This window comes from Micromonospora sp. NPDC049359, from assembly GCF_044466585.1.
Lineage (GTDB): Bacteria > Actinomycetota > Actinomycetes > Mycobacteriales > Micromonosporaceae > Micromonospora.
Genome location: NZ_JBITMW010000001.1, coordinates 626,645 through 648,848 on the forward strand (window position 1 = coordinate 626,645; position 22,204 = coordinate 648,848).

18 protein-coding genes are annotated in these 22,204 nt (G+C 70.3%); 2 read left to right on the forward strand and 16 right to left on the reverse strand.

Annotation, left to right across the window (positions count from 1 at the left end):
* Positions 1-104: 104 nt before the first annotated feature.
* Complete coding sequence (locus tag ACIBTX_RS02895) at positions 105-2,231, forward strand: PhoX family phosphatase (protein ID WP_357392615.1); 2,127 nt, start codon at positions 105-107, stop codon at positions 2,229-2,231.
* An 82-nt stretch (positions 2,232-2,313) separates the two neighbouring features.
* Here ACIBTX_RS02895 and ACIBTX_RS02900 read toward each other — a convergent pair whose 3' ends face one another.
* The gene (locus ACIBTX_RS02900; protein ID WP_357123556.1) at positions 2,314-3,096 is read right to left on the reverse strand and encodes an IclR family transcriptional regulator C-terminal domain-containing protein; all 783 of its coding nucleotides are present in this window, start codon (positions 3,094-3,096) and stop codon (positions 2,314-2,316) included.
* 154 nt (positions 3,097-3,250) lie between these two features.
* Between ACIBTX_RS02900 and ACIBTX_RS02905 the strand changes: the two genes are divergently transcribed.
* The gene (locus ACIBTX_RS02905) at positions 3,251-4,483 is read left to right on the forward strand and encodes an MFS transporter (protein WP_357392614.1); all 1,233 of its coding nucleotides are present in this window, start codon (positions 3,251-3,253) and stop codon (positions 4,481-4,483) included.
* A gap of 48 nt (positions 4,484-4,531) precedes the next feature.
* Here the strand turns inward: ACIBTX_RS02905 and ACIBTX_RS02910 are convergent, their stop codons facing one another.
* The 15 genes from ACIBTX_RS02910 to ACIBTX_RS02980 all read right to left on the reverse strand — a co-directional run bounded on the left by ACIBTX_RS02910 (position 4,532) and on the right by ACIBTX_RS02980 (position 22,152).
* On the reverse strand, positions 4,532-5,617 hold the full coding sequence (locus tag ACIBTX_RS02910; protein WP_357392613.1) for a polyprenyl synthetase family protein: 1,086 nt from the start codon (positions 5,615-5,617) through the stop codon (positions 4,532-4,534).
* A gap of 90 nt (positions 5,618-5,707) precedes the next feature.
* A complete protein-coding gene (gene nuoN / locus ACIBTX_RS02915) occupies positions 5,708-7,261 on the reverse strand; it encodes an NADH-quinone oxidoreductase subunit NuoN (RefSeq protein ID WP_357123547.1) in 1,554 nt (517 codons plus the stop codon).
* Positions 7,262-7,376: 115 nt separating this feature from the next.
* A complete protein-coding gene (locus ACIBTX_RS02920) occupies positions 7,377-8,912 on the reverse strand; it encodes an NADH-quinone oxidoreductase subunit M (protein ID WP_396831966.1) in 1,536 nt (511 codons plus the stop codon).
* 64 nt (positions 8,913-8,976) lie between these two features.
* A complete protein-coding gene (nuoL, locus tag ACIBTX_RS02925) occupies positions 8,977-10,902 on the reverse strand; it encodes an NADH-quinone oxidoreductase subunit L (RefSeq protein ID WP_357175896.1) in 1,926 nt (641 codons plus the stop codon).
* A gap of 12 nt (positions 10,903-10,914) precedes the next feature.
* A complete protein-coding gene (gene nuoK, locus ACIBTX_RS02930) occupies positions 10,915-11,214 on the reverse strand; it encodes an NADH-quinone oxidoreductase subunit NuoK (RefSeq protein ID WP_355048264.1) in 300 nt (99 codons plus the stop codon).
* A complete protein-coding gene (locus ACIBTX_RS02935; RefSeq protein WP_357123536.1) occupies positions 11,211-11,981 on the reverse strand; it encodes an NADH-quinone oxidoreductase subunit J in 771 nt (256 codons plus the stop codon). Before ACIBTX_RS02935 ends, nuoK begins: the two co-directional genes overlap by 4 nt.
* Complete coding sequence (gene nuoI, locus ACIBTX_RS02940) at positions 11,978-12,619, reverse strand: NADH-quinone oxidoreductase subunit NuoI (protein ID WP_355048266.1); 642 nt, start codon at positions 12,617-12,619, stop codon at positions 11,978-11,980. The genes ACIBTX_RS02935 and nuoI overlap by 4 nt, the downstream gene beginning before the upstream one ends.
* Before the next feature lies 1 nt (position 12,620).
* Positions 12,621-13,973 (reverse strand): NADH-quinone oxidoreductase subunit NuoH, encoded by a 1,353-nt coding sequence (gene nuoH / locus ACIBTX_RS02945; RefSeq protein WP_357123532.1) that lies wholly within the window; start codon positions 13,971-13,973, stop codon positions 12,621-12,623.
* Entirely contained in the window at positions 13,970-16,462 is a 2,493-nt protein-coding gene (locus ACIBTX_RS02950; protein ID WP_357123529.1) for an NADH-quinone oxidoreductase subunit G, read from the reverse strand. Before ACIBTX_RS02950 ends, nuoH begins: the two co-directional genes overlap by 4 nt.
* Positions 16,463-16,517: 55 nt before the next feature.
* Complete coding sequence (nuoF, locus tag ACIBTX_RS02955) at positions 16,518-17,834, reverse strand: NADH-quinone oxidoreductase subunit NuoF (RefSeq protein WP_357175888.1); 1,317 nt, start codon at positions 17,832-17,834, stop codon at positions 16,518-16,520.
* Positions 17,831-19,042: an NADH-quinone oxidoreductase subunit NuoE gene (gene nuoE / locus ACIBTX_RS02960; RefSeq protein ID WP_357123523.1), complete on the reverse strand. Its 1,212-nt coding sequence runs from the start codon at positions 19,040-19,042 to the stop codon at positions 17,831-17,833. Before nuoE ends, nuoF begins: the two co-directional genes overlap by 4 nt.
* Positions 19,039-20,364, reverse strand: coding sequence for an NADH-quinone oxidoreductase subunit D (locus ACIBTX_RS02965; protein ID WP_357175883.1), 1,326 nt, complete (start codon positions 20,362-20,364; stop codon positions 19,039-19,041). Before ACIBTX_RS02965 ends, nuoE begins: the two co-directional genes overlap by 4 nt.
* Positions 20,361-21,098, reverse strand: a complete 738-nt coding sequence (locus ACIBTX_RS02970; protein ID WP_357175881.1) for an NADH-quinone oxidoreductase subunit C — start codon at positions 21,096-21,098, stop codon at positions 20,361-20,363. Before ACIBTX_RS02970 ends, ACIBTX_RS02965 begins: the two co-directional genes overlap by 4 nt.
* Positions 21,095-21,772, reverse strand: a complete 678-nt coding sequence (locus tag ACIBTX_RS02975) for an NADH-quinone oxidoreductase subunit B family protein (RefSeq protein ID WP_007454590.1) — start codon at positions 21,770-21,772, stop codon at positions 21,095-21,097. Before ACIBTX_RS02975 ends, ACIBTX_RS02970 begins: the two co-directional genes overlap by 4 nt.
* 14 nt (positions 21,773-21,786) lie before the next feature.
* Positions 21,787-22,152 carry an NADH-quinone oxidoreductase subunit A gene (locus tag ACIBTX_RS02980; protein WP_007454588.1) on the reverse strand — a complete coding sequence of 122 codons (366 nt, stop codon included), beginning with the start codon at positions 22,150-22,152 and terminating at the stop codon, positions 21,787-21,789.
* Positions 22,153-22,204: the final 52 nt, after the last annotated feature.

Consider the following 22,204-nt stretch of genomic DNA (forward strand, 5'->3'; position numbering starts at 1 on the left):
TCACGCCTGGTTCACATCGCGGCCGACGACCGCTCACCGCGTCCTCCTAGCGTCCGGCTGGTACGCCGCCTGTCGCGCCACCCACTCACCTGGAGGCTTCTCCCATGAGCGACCGTCCCCGGCTGCTCCCGCTGTTGACCGGCAAGCGCCACGGCACCCGTGACGCCATGACCTGCCTGTACCGCTGCGGCAACGCCTGTGACCACCCGGTACCGAACACGTCCGAGAACGCGTACTTCGGTGACGTGGTGGACGCGGAGGTCTCCCGGCGCGGCGTGGTCCGGGCCGGCGCGGTCGGCGCCCTGGTGCTCGGCTTCGGCGGCGCGGCGGTCGGCGCGCTGGCCGGCGCGGCCCCCGCCAGCGCGGCCCCCACCACCCCGGACGTGCCGGAGAACTTCGGCTTCGGCCGTCCCACCACGGGTGTCGGCAGCGGCGCGCTGACCTTCAAGCCGATTCCGCCGAACAAGCTGGACACCCTGGTCGTGCCGAACGGCTACGACCACGCCGTGGTGATCAAGTGGGGTGACCCGGTGCTGCCGGGCGCGCCGGCGTTCGACCTGCACCACCAGAGCGCCGCCGCGCAGTCGAAGCAGTTCGGCTACAACAACGACTTCGTGGGTGTGCTGCCGCTGGACAAGCAGGGCAGGAGGGCGCTGCTCGTGGTCAACCACGAGTACACCAACGAGGACCTCATGTTCCCCGGGTTCCCCGGCCTGGACGGACTCTCCGTGGAGCAGCTGCGCACCGCAATGGCCGCGCACGGCATGTCCGTGGTGGAGCTGGAGCGGGTCGGCGGCACCGGGCAGTGGAAGCCCGTGGGCAACGGCCGCCGGCCGTACAACCGGCGGGTCACCGCGCTGAGCACCAAGTTCGACCTGACCGGCCCGGCCGCCGGCTCGGCCTGGCTGAAGACCGCCGCCGACCCGAAGGGCCGTACGGTCGTCGGCACGCTGAACAACTGCTCCGGTGGCGTGACCCCGTGGGGCACCGTGCTGTCCGGCGAGGAGAACTTCAACCAGTACTTCGTCGGCGCCGACGCCGCGCCGGCCGACCTGAAGCCGAAGTTCGACCGCTACGGCATCACCACCACCGCTCGCTACCCCAGCGGCAGCCGCAAGTGGGAACGCGCCGACGAGCGCTTCGACCTGGCCAAGCACCCCAACGAGGCGCACCGGTTCGGCTGGGTCGTCGAGATCGACCCGTTCGACCCGGAGAGCCGTCCGCGCAAGCACACCGCGATGGGTCGCTTCAAGCACGAGGGCGCGAACGTCATCGTCGCCAGGGACGGCCACGTGGTCGCGTACATGGGCGACGACGAGCGGTTCGACTACCTGTACAAGTTCGTCTCGGACAAGAAGTTCCTCAAGGGCAACTCCTGGGCCGCCCGCAAGCACAACCTGACCCTGCTGGAGTCCGGCACGCTCTACGTCGCGCAGCTCGACCAGACCAGCGCCGCCGAGATCGACGGCTCCGGCACGCTCCCCACCGACGGCGCGTTCAACGGTCGGGGTCGCTGGATCAAGCTGGTCAGCGGCAACCGGTCGTTCGTCGACGGGATGACCGCCGCGGACGTGCTCACCTTCGCCCGGCTCGCCGGTGACAAGGTCGGCGCGACCAAGATGGACCGTCCCGAGGACGTCGAGCCGAGCCACCTCACCGGCAAGGTGTACGTCGCCCTGACCAACAACACCGACCGCGGCAAGGCCGGCAAGGCGGCCGCGGACGAGGCCAACCCGCGCAACGCCAACAAGCACGGGCAGATCCTGGAGCTGGTCGAGGAGCGCGACGACAACACGGCGGAGACGTTCGCCTGGTCGCTCCCGATCGTCTGCGGCGACCCGACCGACCCCTCGACCTTCTTCTCCGGGTACGACAAGACCCAGGTCTCGCCGATCTCCTGCCCGGACAACGTCGCCTTCGACGCCACCGGCAACCTGTGGATCTCCACCGACGGCAATGCGCTGGGCAGCAACGACGGCCTCTTCGCCACCGCGGTCGAGGGTCCGGAGAAGGGCCACCTCAAGCAGTTCCTGACCGTGCCGATCGGCGCGGAGACCTGCGGTCCGTTCATCACCGGCGACAACCGCTCGGTGTTCGTCGCGGTGCAGCACCCGGGCGAGATCACCGGCGCGTCGGTGGAGAACCCGGCCTCGAACTGGCCGGACGGCGACTACGCCAAGCCGGGCGTGGTGGTCACCTGGCGCCTCGACGGCGGCCCGGTGGGCAGCTGACGTTCCCCTGGCGGTTCGGCGCCGGACCGCCCCGAGAGGCCCTCTCCCAGCCCGGGAGAGGGCCTCTGGCGCGTCCGGCGGGTCAGTGGTCGGCGGCGATGCCGTCGGCGACCGTACGGGCGACGGTGAGCAGCTTCGCGCGTACGACACGGGCGGAGGTCATCATCTCGCTCGCGGGCAGGGCGCAGGCCAGCACGACCCGACGTTCCATGTCCTTGTCGGGTGCGACGAGCACCGCCGCGCAGGCCACCCCCTGGCGGAACTGTCCCAACTCCAACTGCATCCCCCGGCGGTCACCGGCGGCCAGGTCGGCCTCGAACGTCTCGGTGGCGGTCAGCGTGGCGCTGGTGAAGGGACGCATGCCGTACTCGCGGAGATAGCGGAAGCGCTGCTCGGCGGTCAGGGTGGCGAGCAGGGACTTGCCGAGAGCGGTCGCGTGGGCCCCCTCGTCGAAGCCGGGAACGAGATCTTCCAGATACGGCGAACGGTGCCCCTCGGCCACCGCCGTGATGGCGACCTGACCGCCGACGAACCGACCCAGGAAGTGGCTGTAACCGGTGTCGACGGCGGCGCGTCGCAACGTCTCGCCGACCACCGGTGGACCCCGGAACGCGGTCACCAACTCGCGGTAACGGTCGGCCACCTCGAGACCCACGATGTACGTGCCGTCCTCGCGACGGATCACGTAACCCTCGTACGCGAGGGTGCGGACGAGGTGGTAGGTGGTGGCCACGGTCAGCTCACACCGTCGGGCGATCTGCTTGACGGTCAGGCCCTTCGGGGCACGACCGACCGACTCGAGCACCCGCAGTGCTCGGGACACGCTGCGGATCAGGTCCGAAGGTTCTGCCAAGGGGTCGCGCACAACCACCTCCGCCGCCGGGGACTTACACCATATGAAAAACAGGCCGCGTGCGAAATGCCTGTTCGGGTCGAGGATGCCAGATCACCATCCACTCCTCGTACACCAGCGGTCACCAGGAGTTGCCTGAGCGCGACTCGCGTAGGTTTGCCTCACGATGACCCACACCGTCCTCACCCCCGCGCCCGTCCGCACCCGCCCCATCCGGGCCAGCGCCGGCGCCGTGGTCACCACCGTGGCCTGCGTACTGCCCGTCTTCCTGCTAGGCGGCCTCGCCGTGCAGATGGGTGCGGATCTCCGCTTCTCCCCCGCCGGGCTTGGCCTGGCCGTCTCCGTCTACTTCGGCGTGAGCGCGCTGACCTCGGTGCCCTCCGGACGCCTCGTCGAGCGGTACGGGCCGGCGCTGGTGGCCCGCTGCGCCATCGTGCTGGCCTCCGGGTCGATGCTGGCCGTGGCAGCGCTCGCCCGCTCGTACGAGGCGCTGCTCGCCCTGCTGGCGCTCAGCGCCGCCGCGAACGCCCTCGGCCAGCTCGCCAGCAACGCGGCGCTCGCCGAGCACGTCCCGCCGCGGAGGCAGGGCCTGTCGTTCGGCGTCAAGCAGGCGGCGATCCCGGTCTCGACGCTGTTGGCCGGCGCGGCGGTGCCCACCATCGCGCTCACCGCCGGCTGGCGTTGGGCGTTCGTGGTGGCGGCAGTCGCGGCGCTGACCACGCTGCCGGCCGTACCCCGGCAGGTGTCCGGTCGTGCGCGTCGGGCCGACGGGACGCGCGGAGGCCGGGCCACGACGGCCCTGGTGGTCGTCGGCGCGGCGGCGACGTTGGCGGCGGGCGCGGCCAACGCGCTCGGCACCTTCCTGGTCGACTCGGCCGCCGCCCGGGGCCTCTCGCCTGCTCTGGCCGGCCTCACCCTGACCCTGGGCAGCGCGGTCTGTGTCGTCGCCCGGGTGGGCGCTGGCGGACTGGCCGACCGGCGGGCCAACGGTCACGTCGCGCTCATCGCCGCGATGCTGGTGATCGGGGCGGTCGGGCTGGGCCTGCTCGCGGTGGCCGGCCCGGTGCCGCTGGTGGCGGGCGTGGTGCTCGGGTTCGGTCTGGGCTGGGCCTGGCCCGGCCTCATGACCTTCGCGGTGGTCCGGCTGCACCCGCAGGCTCCGGCCGCCGCCACCTCGATCACACAGACCGGGGTGTACGCGGGCGGCTGCCTCGGCCCACTGAGCCTCGGCCCGCTCGCCGCCCACCTGGGCTACCCGACAATGTGGGCCACGGCCTCGGTGTCGATGCTGCTGGCCGCCGCCCTGATGCTGACCGCCAGCCGCCTCCTACCAACCCCTCACCCCCGAGCCGGTGATCATGAAGTTGTTGCCCCATCACACGGCGTGTCGAGGCAATAACTTCATGATCAACGAAGCTGGGGGTGCCGCGCTGGAGGGGCGTGCTGGTCAGCTTGTGCGGTCGGCTATGTAGTCGCAGAGCGACTCCAGGGCCTGGCGGGACGAGTTCGCGGGGAGCGGGGCCAGACAGGCGCGGGCGTCCTCGGCGTAGCTGCGCACGGTCTCCCGGGCACGCTTGAGCGCCGGGCTCTCCCGCAGCAGCCCCAGCGCCTCGGCGTGCAGCGCGTCGTCGGTCAACGGACCGGTCGCCAGGATCTCCCGCAGCCGCACCGAGGAGGCGTCGGAGTCGTCGGCCGCACGGGCGTAGAGCACCGGGAGCGTCGGGACCCCCTCGCGCAGGTCCGTGCCGGGCGTCTTGCCCGACTGCACCGACTCGGACGCGATGTCGAGCAGGTCGTCGGAGAGCTGGAAGGCGACGCCGATCGTCTCGCCGTACCCGGCGAGCGCCTCGACGTGCTGCGCCGGAGCGCCACTGAACATGCCGCCGAAGCGGGCCGACGTGGCGATCAGGGAGCCGGTCTTCTCGGCGATCACGCTCAGGTAGTGCGCGACCGGGTCGTCGCCGGCACGCGGCCCCACCGTCTCGGCGATCTGCCCGTGCACGAGCCGGGCGAAGGTGCGCGCCTGCAACCGGACGGCCTCCGGGCCCAGGTCCGCCGCGATGTCCGCGGCGCGGGCGAAGAGGTAGTCGCCGACCAGGATGGCGACCGAGTTGGTCCAACGCGAGTTGGCGCTCGGCGCACCCCGCCGCACGTCCGCCTCGTCCATCACGTCGTCGTGGTAGAGGGTGGCCAGGTGCGTGAGCTCCATCACCACGGCCGCCGGGACCACCCGCGCGCCCGTGGGATCGCCGAACTGGGCACCGAGCGCCACCAGCAGCGGCCGGAACCGCTTACCCCCGGCGTCGAGAAGGTGCCGGGCCGCCTCGGAGACGAACGGGTCGGCGCTGGCCACACTCGCACTCAGCTCGACCTCGACCGCTTCCAGCAGGCCCAGCACGGATGCCTCGACGCGGGGATCGGCGAGATGAAGGCCGAGCGCGCCGAACTGACTCATGCTCGCCCGACCCCGGCGACCGCCGGAACCGGTGGCACCTGAACGCTCGCCAGCCGGAATCACCACACCATCAACCATGCCACACCCGTTCTACCTGCTCCGGATCGGGGATACGCAGCGGGGGCCGGCACGCTGTCGCGCGCCGGCCCCCGGTGGTAGAGCCACGTCTCACCGCACGAATTCGGCGGCTCCGGTAGCCAGGTCGAGCAGCGGCGCCGGGGCGACACCCAGCACCAGGGTGGCCAGCACGCCGATCATCAGGGCGGCGGAGGTGAGCCCGCCCGGCACGGTCACGGTCGGGGTGGACTCGCCCGGCTCGGACAGCCACATCATCACCACGACCCGCAGGTACGGGAACGCGAGCACCATGCTGGTCAGCACACCGGCGATCACCAGCCACGCCTGACCGCCCTCAAGGGCCGGCCCGAAGATGGCGAACTTGCTGGTAAATCCGCTGGTCAGCGGGATACCGGCGAAGGCCAGCAGGATGAACGTGAACAGCGCGGCGAAGAACGGCGAGCGCCGGCCCAACCCCGCCCACCGGGACAGGTGGGTGGCCTCGCCGTCAGCGTCCCGGACCAGGGTCACCACGGCGAACGCGGCGAGCACCGAGAAGCCGTACGCGACCAGGTAGAACATCGTGCCGGACAGCCCGTCCTTGCTCGGGGCCAGCACGCCGACCAGCAGGTAGCCGGCGTTGGCGATCGAGGAGTACGCGAGCAGCCGCTTGATGTCGGTCTGGGTGACCGCGAGCACCGCGCCCAGGAGCATGGTCAGCACCGCCACCGCGCCGAGGACCGGGGTGAAGTCCCAGCCCCCGCCCTCGAACGCGACGTGGAAGACGCGCAGCAGGGCGCCGAACGCGGCGACCTTGGTGCAGGCCGCCATGAAGCCGGTGACCGGGGTCGGCGCACCCTGGTAGACGTCCGGGGTCCAGACGTGGAACGGGGCCGCGGCGGCCTTGAAGAGCAGACCGATGGCGAGCAGCGCCATGCCGGCGAAGAGCAGCACCGGGCTGGCCGGAGACTCACTCACCGCCGCGTTGACGGTCGCGAAGTCGACACCGGCGGAACGGCCCGGAACGCCCGCGGTGAAGCCGTAGATCAGGGCCACACCGAACAGGAAGAACGCCGAGGCGTACGCGCCGAGCAGGAAGTACTTCATCGCCGCTTCCTGGCTCAGCAGCCGCCGGCGGCGAGCCAGCGCGCAGAGCAGGTACAGCGGGAGGGAGAAGACTTCCAACGCGATGAACATGGTCAGCAGGTCGTTCGCCGCCACGAAGATCAGCATGCCGCCGATGGCGAACGTGACGAGCGGGTACACCTCGGTGAGGCCGTTGCGGCCCTCAGCCTGCTTCCGGTCGTCGGCCGACTCCGCCGTCACGGCGGCCTGGGCGACGAACGCGCCGCCCCGCTCGACGGAGCGGTCGCCGATCAGGAGCAGCGCCATGGCCGCCAGCACCAGGATCGCGCCCTGGAGGAACAGCGTCGGCCCGTCCACCGCGATGGCCTGACCGGCCGTGATGAGCCGGTCGTCGGCGTTGAGGACCACCATGGTCAGCGCGGCGAGCACGGCCAGCAGTGCCAGCGTCAGCTGCACCAGGTGTCGCGAGCGCCGGGGCACGAAGGCCTCGACCAGCACGCCGAGCAACGCGGTGCCCAGCATGATCAGGATCGGGGCGAGCGCCGCGTAATCGAGCGACGGCAGTTTCAACTCGGTCACTGTGCCGACCTTTCGTTCGCGACTGCGGGGCTCCGCTGCGCTGCACTCCTCGCGCTCACCGATGCCGACCTTTCGTTCGCGACTGCGGGGCTCCGCTGCGCTGCACTCCTCGCGCTCACCGGCCTGCCTCCTGGAGAGTGCCGCCCACCGATGGGGCGGGGTCGGTCCTGCCGATGTCGTCCATGGTCGCCTGGACGGCCGGGTTGATCACGTCGGTGACCGGCTTGGGGTAGAAGCCGAGCAGCACGATCAGCGCGATCAGCGGGGCGACCACGACCTTCTCCCGCAGGCTGAGGTCCCGGCGCATACCGTCGACCTCGGTCAGCGCCGGGTTGAGCGTGCCCTGCGTGGTGCGTTGCACCATCCACAGCACGTACGCCGCCGCCAGGATGATGCCGACCGTGGCGATGACCGCCACCGGCTTGTTCACCGTGAACGTGCCGATCAGCACCAGGAACTCGGAGATGAACGGCGCGGTCCCCGGCAGGGCGAGCGAGGCCAGACCGGCGAAGAACAGCACACCGGCGAGCACCGGGACCAGCTTGCCGGCACCACCGAAGTCACTGATCAGCGCCGAGCCACGCCGGGCGACGAGCATGCCCACCACGAGGAAGAGCAGGCCGGTGGCCAGGCCGTGGTTGAGCATGTAGAGCACCGCGCCGGTGCCGGCCTGGGTGGTGAACGCGAAGATGCCCACCCCGATGAACCCGAAGTGCGCGATCGAGGTGTACGACACCAGCCGCTTGAGGTCGTTCTGACCGACCGCCAGCAGCGCCGCGTAGATGATGCCGATCACGCCCAACGCCAGCGCCCAGGGCGCGAACCACTTCGACGCCTCGGGGAACAGCGGCAGGCAGTAGCGCAGGATGCCGAACGTGCCGACCTTGTCCAGCACACCGACCAGCAACGCGGCGGCACCCGCCGGGGCGGCGCCACCGGCGTCCGGCAGCCAGGTGTGGAACGGGAAGAACGGGGCCTTGATGGCGAACGCGAGGAAGAAGCCGAGGAACAGCCACCGCTCGGTGCCGGTGCTGATGTCGACCTGCGAGAGCGCCTGCCAGTCGAACGTCTTGCCACCGACCACCCACAGGCCGATCACCGCGGCCAGCATGAACAGACCGCCGACCAGCGAGTAGAGGAAGAACTTCACCGCCGCGTACTGCCGCTGGTGGCCGCCGTAGCTGCCGATCAGGAAGTACATCGGCACGAGCATGACCTCGAAGAACACGTAGAACAGGAAGACGTCGGCGGCCGCGAAGACGCCGATCATCGTGCTCTCGAGGATCAGCAGCAGCGCGAAGTAGACCGGGATGGACCGCTTCGACGACTCGGCGTCGTGCCAGGACGCCAGGATCACCAACGGCACCAGCACCGCGATCAGCATCAGCATCACCAGCGCGATGCCGTCGGCGGCGAAGGTGAAGTTGACGCCCCAGTTCGGGATCCAGGTGTACGACTCCCGGAACTGGAACCGGTCACCGCCGGCGTTGAAGCTGACCCACATCACCACCGAGAGCACCAGTACCAGCAGCGACCAGGCGAACGCCACCTGCTTGGCCAGCTCGGGCCGGTGGCGCGGCAGGAAGGCCACCGCCAGAGCGCCCACCAGTGGCGCCACGGTGAGCACCGAGAGGAACGGGAAGTTGGACATTATGCGGCCTTACCTCCGTGGTGGATGCGTGGTCCGCCGGCGGGGGCGGGCGTCTTCGGGTCGGTCATGCCAACCACCCCGCCTGCACCGCGAGGAACGCCGCCATCACCAGCAGCGCGCCGGCCAGGATCGAGGTGGCGTACGAGCGGACGAAGCCGGTCTGCATCCGCCGGAGTCGCCCCGAACCCCCGCCGACGGCGGCGGCGAGCCCGTTGACGAGACCGTCGATGCCCCGGTTGTCGAGGAAGACCAGCGCCCGGGTGAGGAAGATGCCCGGCTTCTCGAAGACCGCCTCGTTGACGGCGTCGGTGTAGAGGTTGCGTCGGGCGGCGGTGACCAGGATCCCGGCCGGCTGCGGCGCGGTGGCCGTGCCGGCCCGGAACAGGAACCAGGCCAGGCCGGCGCCGAGCACGGTGACCAGCAGCGACAGCGTGGTGATCACGAGGTGCGAGAGGACCGGCTCGTGCTCCGCGTGCTCGCCGCCCAGACCGGCGGTGGACGTCAGCCAGTCCGGCACGGAGGTGGAGAGCAGGAAGCCGGCGCCGACCGAGCCGATCGCCAGCAGGATCAGCGGAATGGTCATCAGCTTCGGCGACTCGTGCGGGTGCTCGATGTCCTCGGTCCACCGCTTCGGACCGTGGAACGTGAGCACGAACAGCCGCGTCATGTAGAACGCGGTCAGGCCCGCACCGAGCAGCGCGGCACCGCCGTAGAGCCAGGCGGTCCAGTCCTCCCGCTCGAAGGCGGCCACGATGATCGGCTCCTTGGAGAAGAAGCCGGAGAACGGGAACATGCCGATGATGGCCAGCCAGCCCATCATGAACGTCAACCAGGTGACCTTCATGTACGTCGACAGCCCACCGAAGCGGCGGATGTCCACCTGGTCCTTCATGCCGTGCATGACCGAGCCGGCGCCCAGGAACATGTTGGCCTTGAAGAAGCCGTGCGCCAGCAGGTGCACGATGGCCAGCGCGTACGCCCCGCCGCCGAGACCGACGCCGAGGAACATGTAGCCGATCTGGCTCACCGTCGACCAGGCGAGCACCCGCTTGATGTCGTCCTTGGCCGCGCCGATGATGCAGCCCATCAGCAGGGTGAGCGCGCCGACGCTGACCACCACGAGCTGGAGCGTCGAGTTCGCGGAGAAGATCGGGTTGGAGCGGGCGATCAGGTAGACACCGGCGGTGACCATGGTGGCGGCGTGAATGAGCGCCGACACCGGGGTGGGGCCCTCCATCGCGTCCGGCAGCCACGCCTGCAACGGGAACTGGCCGGACTTACCGGCCGCGCCGAGCAGCAGCAACAGGCCGAGGACCAGCACGGTGGTGCCGGTCAGTGAGCCGACGCCGTTGAAGACCTCGTCGTACTGGGTGGTGCCCAGGGTCGCGAACATGATGAAGATGCCGATGGCGAGGCCGGTGTCACCGACCCGGTTCATCAGGAACGCCTTCTTGCCGGCCGTGGCGGCGCTCGGCCGCCCGTACCAGAAGGAGATCAGCAGGTACGACGCCAGACCGACGCCCTCCCAGCCGAAGTAGAGCATCACGTAGTTGTTGCCGAGCACCAGCAGCAGCATGGCGGCGACGAACAGGTTGAAGTACGCGAAGAACCGGCGGCGACCCGCGTCGTGCGCCATGTACTCCACGGCGTACAGGTGGATCAGGAAGCCGACGCCGGTGATGAGGAGCACGAAGACGGCGGCCAGCGGATCGAACAGCAGGCCGAAGTCGACCCGCAGGTCACCGACCGCGATGAAGTCCCACAGGCTCAGCTCGACCGACTTGTTCTCCAGGCCTCGTAGCTGGAAGAAGGACGCCAGCCCGAGCACGAACGCGGCGCCGATGGCCGCGACGCCCAACCAGTGCCCCCAGCGGTCGGCCCGCCGGCCGAGCAGCAGCAGGATGGCCGCGCTGACCAGCGGGATCGCCACCAGCAGCCAGACGCCCCCGAGCAGCCCCGTGGCCTGGGCGTATTCCACAGTCTCTTCCACCGGTGGACCCCTTTAGTACTTCAGCAGGTTGGCGTCGTCGACGCTCGCCGAGCGTCGCGTCCGGAAGATGGCCATGATGATCGCGAGGCCGACCACGACCTCGGCAGCGGCCACCACCATCACGAAGAACGCCATGATCTGGCCGTTGAGGTCACCGTTGATCCGGCTGAAGGTGACCAGCGTCAGGTTGGCCGCGTTGAGCATCAGCTCGACACACATGAACAGCACGAGCGCGTTGCGTCGGACGAGCACCCCGGCGGCGCCGATGGTGAACAGCACCGCGGCCAGCACCAGGTAATAGTCAGGAGTCACCGGTCGGTCCCCTTCAGAGTGGTCTCCTGCGCGGTCAGCTCACGCACCGGCAGGATGTCCGGCGTGCTCCGCTCGGTGAGCCGGCCGTCCGGCAGTCGCGCCGGGGTGGCCACCGAGGAGGAGGTCGCGAAGACGCCGGGGCCCGGCTTGGGGCCCGGGTAGTTGCCCGGCGCGAAGCGGGCCCGCATGGTCGCCGGCTGGTCCATCTTGTCCTGCTTGCGCCGCTCGACGTGCGCGAGCACCATGGCGCCGACCGCCGCGGTGATCAGCAGCGCCGAGGTCAGCTCGAACGCGAAGACGTACTTCGTGAACAGCAGCCGGGCGATGCCCTGCACGTTCCCCTCCGCGTTGGCCTCGTCCAGGCCGACGGCGGTGGAGCCCTCGACGGCCCGGTAGAGGGCGCCGCCGACGAGGCCGGCGAAGCCCAGCCCCAGCACGATCGCGGCGACCCGCTGACCGCGCAGGGTCTCGATCAGCGAGTCGGACGCGTCCCGACCGACGAGCATCAGCACGAACAGGAAGAGCATCATGATCGCGCCGGTGTAGACGATGATCTGCACCATGCCGATGAACGGCCCGGCCTGGAGCACGTAGAACACGCCCAGGCAGAGCATGGTCAGCACCAGCCAGAGCGCCGAGTGCACCGCGTTGCGGGCCGCCACCATCCCGATCGCGCCGATCAGCGCGAGCGGCGCGAGGATCCAGAAGGTGACCTGCTCGCCGCCGGACACCCCGCCCGCCGCGGCGAGCACCGTAGACGTGGTCATGCGTTCTCTCCCTTGCCGACCGCCGCACGCTGGGCGGCCTGCTCGGCGCCCGGGAACGTCACGCCGGGGTGCTCCTCGACCTGGTAGCGGCCAGGGCCCATCGGTGACGTCTCGGCACCGGCGGAGGTGCCCGGGTTGTCCAGCGCGCCGACGTAGTAGTCCTTCTCGCTGTCACCCAGCCGCATCGGGTGCGGCGGCTGCTCCATGCCCTCCAACAGCGGGGCGAGCAACTGCTCCTTGGTGAAGATCAGGTCCTGTCGGTTGTCCCGGGCCAGCTCGTACTCGTTGCTCATGGTCAGCGAACGGGTCGGGCAGGCCTCGATGCAGAGTCCGCAGAAGATGCACCGCGCGTAGTTGATCTGGTAGGTGCTGGCGTACCGCTCACCCGGCGAGAAGCGCTGCTCGTCGGTGTTGTCGCCGCCCTCGACGTAGATCGCGTCCGCCGGGCAGGCCCAGGCGCACAGCTCGCAGCCGATGCACTTCTCCAGGCCGTCCGGGTGCCGGTTGAGGATGTGCCGCCCGTGGTAGCGCGGCGCCGAAACCGGCGGCTTGAACGGATAGTCGGTGGTGACGACCTTCCTGAACATGTGCGAGAAGGTGACACCGAATCCCTTGAACGTTCCGGTGATCGCGCCCACGTCACACCTCCCTGGAGTCCGAGCCGGCGACGATGTTGGCCGGCTCCCGCTCGGCGACCACGCGCGTGATACGCGGGCTCGGTGGTACCTGTAGATCCATCGGCGGCAGCGGGAAGCTCCCGTACGGCCGGCTGTCGACCTGCTCCTGCGTGGTCGGCTGCGGCTGCGGCTTCCGGCTCGGCCAGAAGAGCGTGGCGAGCAGCAGGATGCCGGCCGGGATACTCACGGCGATGACCTTGCCGCGGGTGTCCCAGTCCTCGATCGAGCGCAGGCCCGACAGGACCAGGATCCAGACCAGGTTGATCGGCAGCAGAACCTTCCAGCCGAAGCGCATGAACTGGTCGTAGCGCAGTCGGGGCAGCGTGCCGCGCAGCCACACGAAGACGAAGACCAGCGCGATCACCTTGCCGAAGAACCAGAGCATCGGCCACCAACCGGAGTTGGCGCCCTCCCACAGCGTGATCGGCCAGGGCGCCCGCCAGCCGCCGAGGAACAGCGTGGTGGTGACCGCGGACATGGTCACCATCGCGACGTACTCGCTGAGCATGAAGAGCGCGAACTTCAGCGAGCTGTACTCGGTCATGAAGCCGGCGACCAGCTCGGACTCGGCCTCGGGCAGGTCGAACGGCGCCCGGTTGGTCTCACCCACCGTGGCGATGAAGAAGATGACGAAGCTGGGCAGCAGCAGGATCGCGTACCAGCCCGGGGCCGGGATCTCGGTGCCGAAGATGGTCAGCCGGGTGGCGTCACCCTGTGCGGCGACGATCCCGCTGGTACTCATCGTGCCGGCGGTCATGAAGACCGCCACGATGCTCAGGCCCATCGCGACCTCGTACGAGATCATCTGGGCGCTCGACCGGAGACCACCGAGCAGCGGGTACGTCGAGCCGGAGGCCCAGCCGCCCAGCACGATGCCGTAGACGCCCATCGAGGAGCAGGCCAGCAGCAGGAGCACGGCCACCGGCACGTCGGTGACCTGCAACGGCGTGTGGTGGCCGAAGATGCTCACCATCGGGCCGAACGGCACCACCGCCAGCGCGGTGACCGCGCAGATCACCGAGATCGTCGGTGCGAAGAAGTAGACGACCTTGTCGGCCGCCTTCGGGAGGATGTCCTCCTTGAAGGCCATCTTCAGGCCGTCGGCGAGGGTCTGCAACAGGCCGAGCGGGCCGACCTGGTTCGGGCCGGGCCGCACCTGCATGTAACCGACCACGCGCCGTTCGAACCAGACACCGAGCAGGGTGGCCAGCAGACCGAACGCGAAGGCGAAGACAATCTTGCCGAGAACCAGCCACCACGGATCCCGACCGAAGTCGGCAAGCGTCGGGTCCTGAGCCAGGACGATCGAGTTCACTGGTTACCCCCAGAACTGAGGATGGTCTCGTCGGCCGCCACGCGTCCGGCCGGGATGGCCGTACCCGATGCGGGAACGGAGATCCGGACGACCGTGCCGGACGTCGCCCCGAGGCTGCGTCGCACGGTCGAACCGGGTGAGTTCGTGGGCAGCCAGACCACGCCGTCCGGCATCTCGGTGATCTCCGCCGGCAGGGTCAGCGCGCCCCGGTCGGTGCCGACCGTGACCGCGTCACCGTCGGCGACACCGAGCGCCTCGGCGGTGCCCTTGCCCAGCCGGACCACCGGCGGGCGGGCGGTCCCGGCGAGGTTCTCGTCGCCCTCGGTCAGGGTGCCGTTGTCGACGAGCTGGTGCCAGGTCGCCAGCACGGCCTCCCCGGCGGCCGGGTGCGGCACGGTGCCCGGCGACACCGACGGCGCGGACGGCCGGGACATGCGCGTGGCCGGCAGCGAGCCCAGCTCGCGGCGGACACTCGGCACGTCGGCGGTGCCGAGGCTTACGTCGAGGAGCGCGGCCAGCGCGTCGAGCACCCGCCCGTCGGTCATCGCGGCGGTGTTCAGCACCGCCTCGAACGGACGCAGCCGGCCCTCCCAGTCGAGGAAGCTGCCGGCCTTCTCGACCACCGGGGCGACCGGCAGCACCACGTCGGCCCGCCGGGTCACCGCGCTGGCGCGCAGTTCCAGGCTGACCAGGAACGGCACCGCGTCCAGCGCGGCCTCGGCCAGCCGCGGGTCGGCCAGGTCGGCCGGGTCGACGCCGCCGACCAGCAGTGCGCCGAGCTGTCCGTTGGCCGCCGCCGCCAGGATGCCGTCGGTGTCCCGACCGGCCTGGCTGGGGATCACCCCGGCCGGAATGTCCCACGCCTCGCCCAGTTCGGCCCGCGCGGCCGGCTCGGTGACCAGCCGGCCCCCGGGGAGCAGGTTGGGCAGGCAGCCCGCGTCGACCGCGCCGCGGTCACCCGCGCGCCGCGGCACCCAGGCCAGCTTCGCACCGGTACGCCGGGCCACGTCCGCCGCGGCGGAGAGCCCGCCCGGCACACCGGCCAGCCGCTCACCCACGATGAGGATCGCGCCCGGCGCGCTCAGCGCCTCGGTGACCGTGGCGTGCTCGGCGAGCACGCTCGCCTCCTCGCCCGGCACGACCCGGGCCAGCTTGGCGCCGAGCTTCTCCAGGCCGCGGGTGGCGAACGGCGCCAGCGCGTACACCGTCAGGGTCTTCTTCAGGTACGCCTTGCGCAGCCGCAGGAAGAGGATCGGGCACTCCTCCTCCGGCTCCAGGCCCACCAGCACCACGGCCGGCGCGTTCTCCACGTCGGTGTAGGTGACGTCGGTGACCCCGGCGACCGAGCTGGCCAGGAAGTCGGCCTCCTCGCGGGAGACCGGCCGGGCCCGGAAGTCGATGTCGTTGGTGTTCAGCGCGACCCGGGCGAACTTCGCGTACGCGTAGGCGTCCTCGACGGTCAGCCGACCGCCGGTGAGCACCGCCGTGCCCTGGCCGCCCTCGCGGGCCGCGTGCAGCCCTTCGGCGGCCCGGGTCAGCGCCTCACTCCAGGACGCCTCCCGCAGCTCACCGGTGTGCTCGTCGCGGACCAGCGGGTTGGTCAGGCGGTCGGCGGCCCGGGTGTACTGGAAGCCCCAGCGGCCCTTGTCGCAGTTCCACTCCTCGTTCACGGCCGGCTCGTCACCGGCGAGCCGGCGCAGCACCTTGCCGCGCCGCCAGTCGGTGCGCTGCCCGCAGCCGGCCGAGCAGTGCTCGCAGACGCTCGGGCTGGACACCAGGTCGAACGGACGGGCCCGGAACCGGTACTGCGCGCCGGTCAGCGCCCCCACCGGGCAGATCTGCACGGTGTTGCCGGAGAAGTAGGAGTTGAACGGCACGTCACCGTCGTCGCCCTGCTCGCCGTACGCGTCGTCCCGGTAGATGTTGATTTCCTCGGCGGACGACCGGCCCATCAGGTCGATGAACTTGTCGCCGGCGATCTCCTCGGAGAACCGGGTGCAGCGCTGGCAGAGCACGCAGCGCTCGCGGTCCAGCAGCACCTGGCTGCTGATCGCCATCGGCTTCTCGTACTCGCGCTTGTGCTCGTGGAAGCGCGAGTCGGTGCGGCCGGTGGACATCGCCTGGTTCTGCAGGGGGCACTCGCCGCCCTTGTCACACATCGGGCAGTCCAGCGGGTGGTTGAGCAGCAGCAGCTCCATCACCCCCTCCTGCGCCTTCTGGGCGACCGGGGAGGTGAGCTGGGTCCGGACGACCATGCCGTCGGCGACGGTCTGGGTGCAGGAGGCGACCGGCTTGCGCTGCCCCTCCACCTCGACCAGGCACTGCCGGCACGCGCCGGCCGGGGCCAGCAGCGGGTGGTCGCAGAACCGGGGGATCTCGGTGCCCATCTGCTCGGCGACCCGGATCAGCAGCGCCCCCTTGGGGGCGGTGACCTCGACGCCGTCGATGGTGAGGGTGACGGTCTCGGTCTGCTTGGCTACGTCGGTCATCAGAGTCGCCCTTCATTCGCGACTGCGGGACTCGCAAGCTCGTTCCTCGCGCTCATCAGTGCGCCCCTACCAGGGTCTTCTCCGACAGCATGGGAGCTTTACGACCCTCGATGTAGTCGAGGTAGTCCTGCTTGAAGTACTTCAGCGACGAGGTCACCGAGCTGGTCGCACCGTCACCCAGGCCGCAGAACGAGCGGCCGAGGATGTTGTCGCAGGTGTCCAGGAGGGTGTCCAGGTCCTCGTGGGTGCCCTGGCCGGAGAGGATCCGCCGGTAGACCCGGACCATCCAGTAGTTGCCCTCCCGGCACGGGGTGCACTTGCCACACGACTCGTGGTGGTAGAACTCCAGCCACCGGTACGTCGCGTAGACCGGGCAGTCCTGGTCGGAGAAGATTTGCGTGGCCGTGGTGCCCAGGATCGAGCCGGCCGCCGCCACGCCCTCGAAGTCCAGCGGCACGTCCAGGTGCTCGGCGGCGAGCAGCGGGGTCGACGATCCACCCGGGGTCCAGAACCGCAGGTTGTGACCGGGCTGCATGCCGCCGGCAAGTTCCAGCAGCTCCCGCAGCGTGACACCCATCGAGCACTCGTACTGGCCCGGGTTGGCGATCCGGCCGGAGAGCGAGTAGATCATCGGTCCGGAGGACTTCTCGGTGCCCATGGACTTCCACCAGTCGGCCCCGCCGAGCACGATCGGCGGGACGCTGGCGATGGTGCCGACGTTGTTCACCACCGTCGGGCTGGCGTACAGGCCGTGGGTGGCCGGAAACGGCGGGCGCAGCCGGGGCTGCCCCCGGAACCCCTCCAGCGAGTCGAGCAGCGCCGTCTCCTCGCCACAGATGTACGCCCCGGCGCCGGAGTGCACGACCAGTTCCAGGTCGAAGCCGCTGCGCAGGATGTTGCGACCCAGGTAGCCCTTGTCGTACGCCTCCTGGACGGCGTTGCGCAGCCGCCGGGCGGCGTGCACGGCCTCGCCCCGGATGTAGATGTAGGCGCGGCTGGCCCGGATCGCGTACGACGCGATGATCACGCCTTCGACCAGCGCGTGCGGATCGTGGGTCATCAGCGGGAGGTCCTTGCAGGTGCCCGGCTCGCCCTCGTCGGCGTTGACCACCAGGTAGTGCGGCTTGCCGTCCCCCTGCGGGATGAAGCCCCACTTGAGACCGGTGGGGAAGCCGGCGCCGCCACGACCGCGCAGCCCGGAGTCCTTGATCAGCTGGATCAGGTCGTCCGGGTGGGCCTTGAGGGCCTTGCGCAGCGCGGCGTAGCCGTCGAGCTGCTCGTAGGTGCCGATCCGCCAGGCGTCCGGTGACAGCCAGCGCTTGGTCAGCACCGGCGTCAGCTTGGCCAGCGTCTCCGGGCGGGGAGTGGTCACTTGTGGGCCCCCGTTTCGCTCGCGGCGGCGGGGTCCGTGCCATCCGCGTCCGCCGACGCTTCGGTGAGGTTGCGCTCCTGCGCGCCGGTCGAGTCACCGGCGGGCTTACCGTCGCCGGCCGGGGCGTTGGCGGCCGCGCCGGCGGCCTGGGCCGCCTGCGCGTCGCGCGGTCCCGGCGGCGAGGTCTCCGCCGGCACCTTCGTGCCGGGCGCGTCCGGCACGGCCGTCTCCGCGTCGGGCTGCCGGGTCTCGGCGGTACGCACCTGCGGCGACTTGTCGTCCGGCGCCTTCACGTCCGGTGCGGTGCTGCCGGTGGCCGCCGCCGGCTCGACCCGCTCGGCGGTGCCGGCCGTACCCGTGGGGGTGGCCGCGCCGTCGCCGCTGGTGACCGGGGTGGCGGGGGCCGCAGCCGGGGTGGCCGCTCCGTCGCCGCCCTTGACCGGCGCGGTGCTGGCCTCGACGGGTGCCGGCTTGGCGGCCTCCGCCTTCGCCTTCGCCTCGGCGGCTGCCTTGTCGGCCTCGGCCTTGCTGCGGATCGGGGTGTTCGGGTCGAAGCCCGGCACCGAGACGCCGTGCTCCTGCGCCAACCGCAGACCCCGCAGGGTCGGCTCGCCCGGCCCGCCGTCGGCGACCGCGCCGTCGCGCTCGTCGGCGAATCCGGCGAGCTGCACCGCCATCTCCTTCAGCGTGCACAGCCGCGCGCCGCGCGTCGGCATCGGCCGGCCGCCCGCGCGCAGCTCGTCGACCACACCGACCGCCGTGGACGGGTCCACGCCGTCGAAGAAGTCGTAGTTGACCGTCATCACCGGGCCGTAGTCGCAGGCCGCCAGGCACTCGGCGTGCTCCAACGTGACGGTGCCGTCGGCGGTCGTCTCGTCGTGCCCGACACCCAGGTGCTCGGAGAGGGTGTCGTAGACCTCCTGGCCGCCCAGCACGTTGCACATCGTGTTGGTGCAGACGCTGACCAGGAAGTCGCCGGTGGGCTTGCGCTTGTACATGGTGTAGAAGGTGGCGACCGCGCCGACCTGGGCCTTGTTCAGCCCGAGCACTTCGGCGCAGAACGTCACGCCGGCCGGAGAGACGTACCCCTCCTCGGACTGGACCAGGTGTAGCAGCGGCAGCAGGGCCGAGCGGGACCGGTCCGCCGGGTAGCGGGCGATGATCTCGCGTGCCCGCTCCCGCGTCTCGTCAGTGAACGTCGTCGTCATCGGTCACAACCACCCATCACGGGATCCAGCGAGGCGCCGCCGGCGATCACGTCGGCGATCAGGCCACCCTCGGCCATCGCCGGGAGGGCCTGGAGGTTGACGAAGCTCGGCTCCCGGTAGTGCACCCGGTAGGGCCGGGTGCCACCGTCGGAGACGGCGTGCACGCCCAGCTCGCCGCGCGGCGACTCGATGCCGACGTACACCTGGCCGGGTGGGACCCGGAAGCCCTCGGTGACCAGCTTGAAGTGGTGGATCAGCGACTCCATCGACTGACCCATGATCTTCGCGACGTGCTCCAGCGAGTTGCCCATGCCGTCCACGCCGATGGCGAGCTGCGCGGGCCACGCGATCTTGCGGTCGGCGACCATCACCGGGCCTGGGCGCAGCCGGTCCAGCGCCTGCTCGACCAGCTTCATCGACTCACGGATCTCGGCGAGCCGGACCTGGTAGCGGCCCCACACGTCGCCGTCGGGGTGGGTCGGCACGTCGAACTCGTACGTCTCGTAACCGCAGTACGGCATGGTCTTGCGCAGGTCCCAGGCGAGCCCGGCCGAGCGCAGCACCGGACCGGTGATGCCGAGCGCCACGCAGCCGGTGACGTCCAGCACCGCGACGCCCTTGGTCCGCTCGGTCCAGATGGGCTGACCGGAGAGCAGGTCCTCGTACTCCTTGAGCTTCTTCGGCATCATCTTGAGGAAGTCGCGGATCTTGCGGATCGCGTCGTCCGGCACGTCCTGCGCCACACCGCCCGGCCGGACGTACGCGTGGTTCATCCGCAGGCCGGTGATGGTCTCGAAGATGTCGAGGATGTACTCCCGCTCGCGGAAGCCGTACAGCATGATCGAGATGGCGCCCAGCTCCATGCCGGTGGTGGCCAGCCAGACCAGGTGCGACGAGATCCGGTTGAGCTCCATCATCAGCACGCGGATGGTGGTGGCGCGCTCGGTGACGTCGTCGGTGATGCCGAGGAGCTTCTCCACCGCGAGGGCGTACGCCGTCTCGTTGAAGATCGGAGAGAGGTAGTCCATCCGGGTCACGAACGTCGAGCCCTGGACCCAGTTGCGGTACTCGAGGTTCTTCTCGATGCCCGTGTGCAGGTAGCCGACGACCGAGCGGGCCTCGCGGACCGTCTCGCCCTCCAGTTCGAGGATCAGACGGAGCACCCCGTGGGTGGACGGGTGCTGCGGCCCCATGTTGACCACGATGCGCTCGTCGTTGATCGGGTCGGTGCCCGACACGACCGTGTCCCAGTCCCCACCCGTGACGGTGAAGACCCGGCCCTCGGTGGTCTCGCGTTCGGTCGCGTAGTTCGACGTGGTCACTGGTAGGACCTCCTCCGGTCCGGCGGCGGAATCTCGGCGCCCTTGTACTCGACGGGCACGCCACCGAGCGGGTAGTCCTTGCGCTGCGGGTGGCCCTCCCAGTCGTCCGGCATGAGGATCCGGGTCAGGTTGGGGTGGCCGTCGAAGACGATGCCGAACATGTCGTACGCCTCCCGCTCCTGCCAGTCGGCCGTCGGGTAGACGGCGGTGACGCTGGGCAGGTGCGGAGACTCGGCGGAGACGGCGGCCTCCAGCCGGATCCGACGCCGGTAGGTCATCGAGGTGAGCAGGTAGACCACGTGCAGCCGGCGCTCGTCGGCGCCGAGGTAGTCCACCCCGGACACCGAGGAGCACAGCTCGAACCGCAGCGCGAGGTCGTCACGCAGTACCTGGCAGACCTCGGCGATCCGCTCGGGGCGGATGTGCAGGGTCAGTTCGCCCCGGTCGACGACCACCTTTTCGATGGCGTCGCCGAAGGCCGGGTACGCCTCCTCCAGCGCGTCGCGGACCTCGTCGAAGTACCCGCCGTACGGCCGGGCGGCCTCCTCGATCGGCTGGCGCGGGCGGACCAGGCCGCCGTAGCCGGACACGTCACCGGTGCCCTGGTTGCCGAACATCCCGCGGCCGGCCGGGCTGGCCGGCGGGTACTCGGCCGGGGCGGTCGCGCTGGCGCCGGGCGGCGTCACCGGCACCGGCACCCCGCCGTCGTTGGTCTTGTCCGTGGGAGACGTCATTTCGGGCCTGCCTGCGGGTGGAGATGGTTCTGGGCGTTCATCCAGTTCTCGATCCGCAACTGCTCCTCGCGCCCCTCGCGGACCGCCTGGGTCCACTCGGCACGCCGGGCCTTGTCGTTGCGGTAGGAGGACGGCATCGAGCCGTACGGCACGACCGGGACGTCGCCGCGCTCCTGGCGGGCCGCCAGCATCTTGCGACCGTTCGGGCCCAGCGGCTCGTACATGATCTTCTCGCGGAGCTTGAGGATCGCGTCGATGAGCATCTCCGGCCGGGGCGGGCAGCCGGGCAGGTACATGTCGACGGGTACGACGTGGTCGACGCCCTGCACGATGGCGTAGTTGTTGAACATGCCGCCGCTGCTGGCGCAGACGCCCATCGAGAGCACCCAGCGGGGCTCGGCCATCTGGTCGTAGATCTGGCGCAGCACCGGCGCCATCTTCTGGCTCACCCGGCCGGCCACGATCATGAGGTCGGCCTGTCGGGGCGAGGCCCGGAAGACCTCCATGCCCCAGCGGCCCATGTCGTAGTGCGGACCACCGGCGGCCATCATCTCGATGGCGCAGCAGGCCAGGCCGAAGGTGGCGCCCCACACGGACGACTTCCGAGACCAGTTGACCAGCTTCTCCACCGAGGTGAGCAGGACGCCGGCGGGAAGCTTCTCCTCGATGCCCATCTGACGTTCCTTCCTCAGTCCCAGTCCAGGCCGCCGCGCCGCCACACGTAGGCGTACGCGACGAAGACCGCGACGATGAACAGGACCATCTCCACGAAGCCGAAGATCGGCAGAGCGTCGAACGAGACCGCCCAGGGGTAGAGGAAGATGATCTCGATGTCGAAGACGATGAAGAGCATCGCCGTCAGGTAGAACTTGATCGGGAACCGCCCGCCGCCGACCGGCTGCGGGCTGGGCTCGATGCCGCACTCGTACGCCTCGAGTTTGGCCTTGTTGTAGCGACGGGGACCGGCGAAGCGGGCGGCGCCGACGGAGAACAGCGAGAACGCCGCGGCGAGGGCGAACAGCCCGATGATCGGTGCGTAAGGCGAGAGCGACATCGTTTTCTCCTGCTCGTCCTTCCCTGCCGTCAGTGCTTGACGAAAATCACAC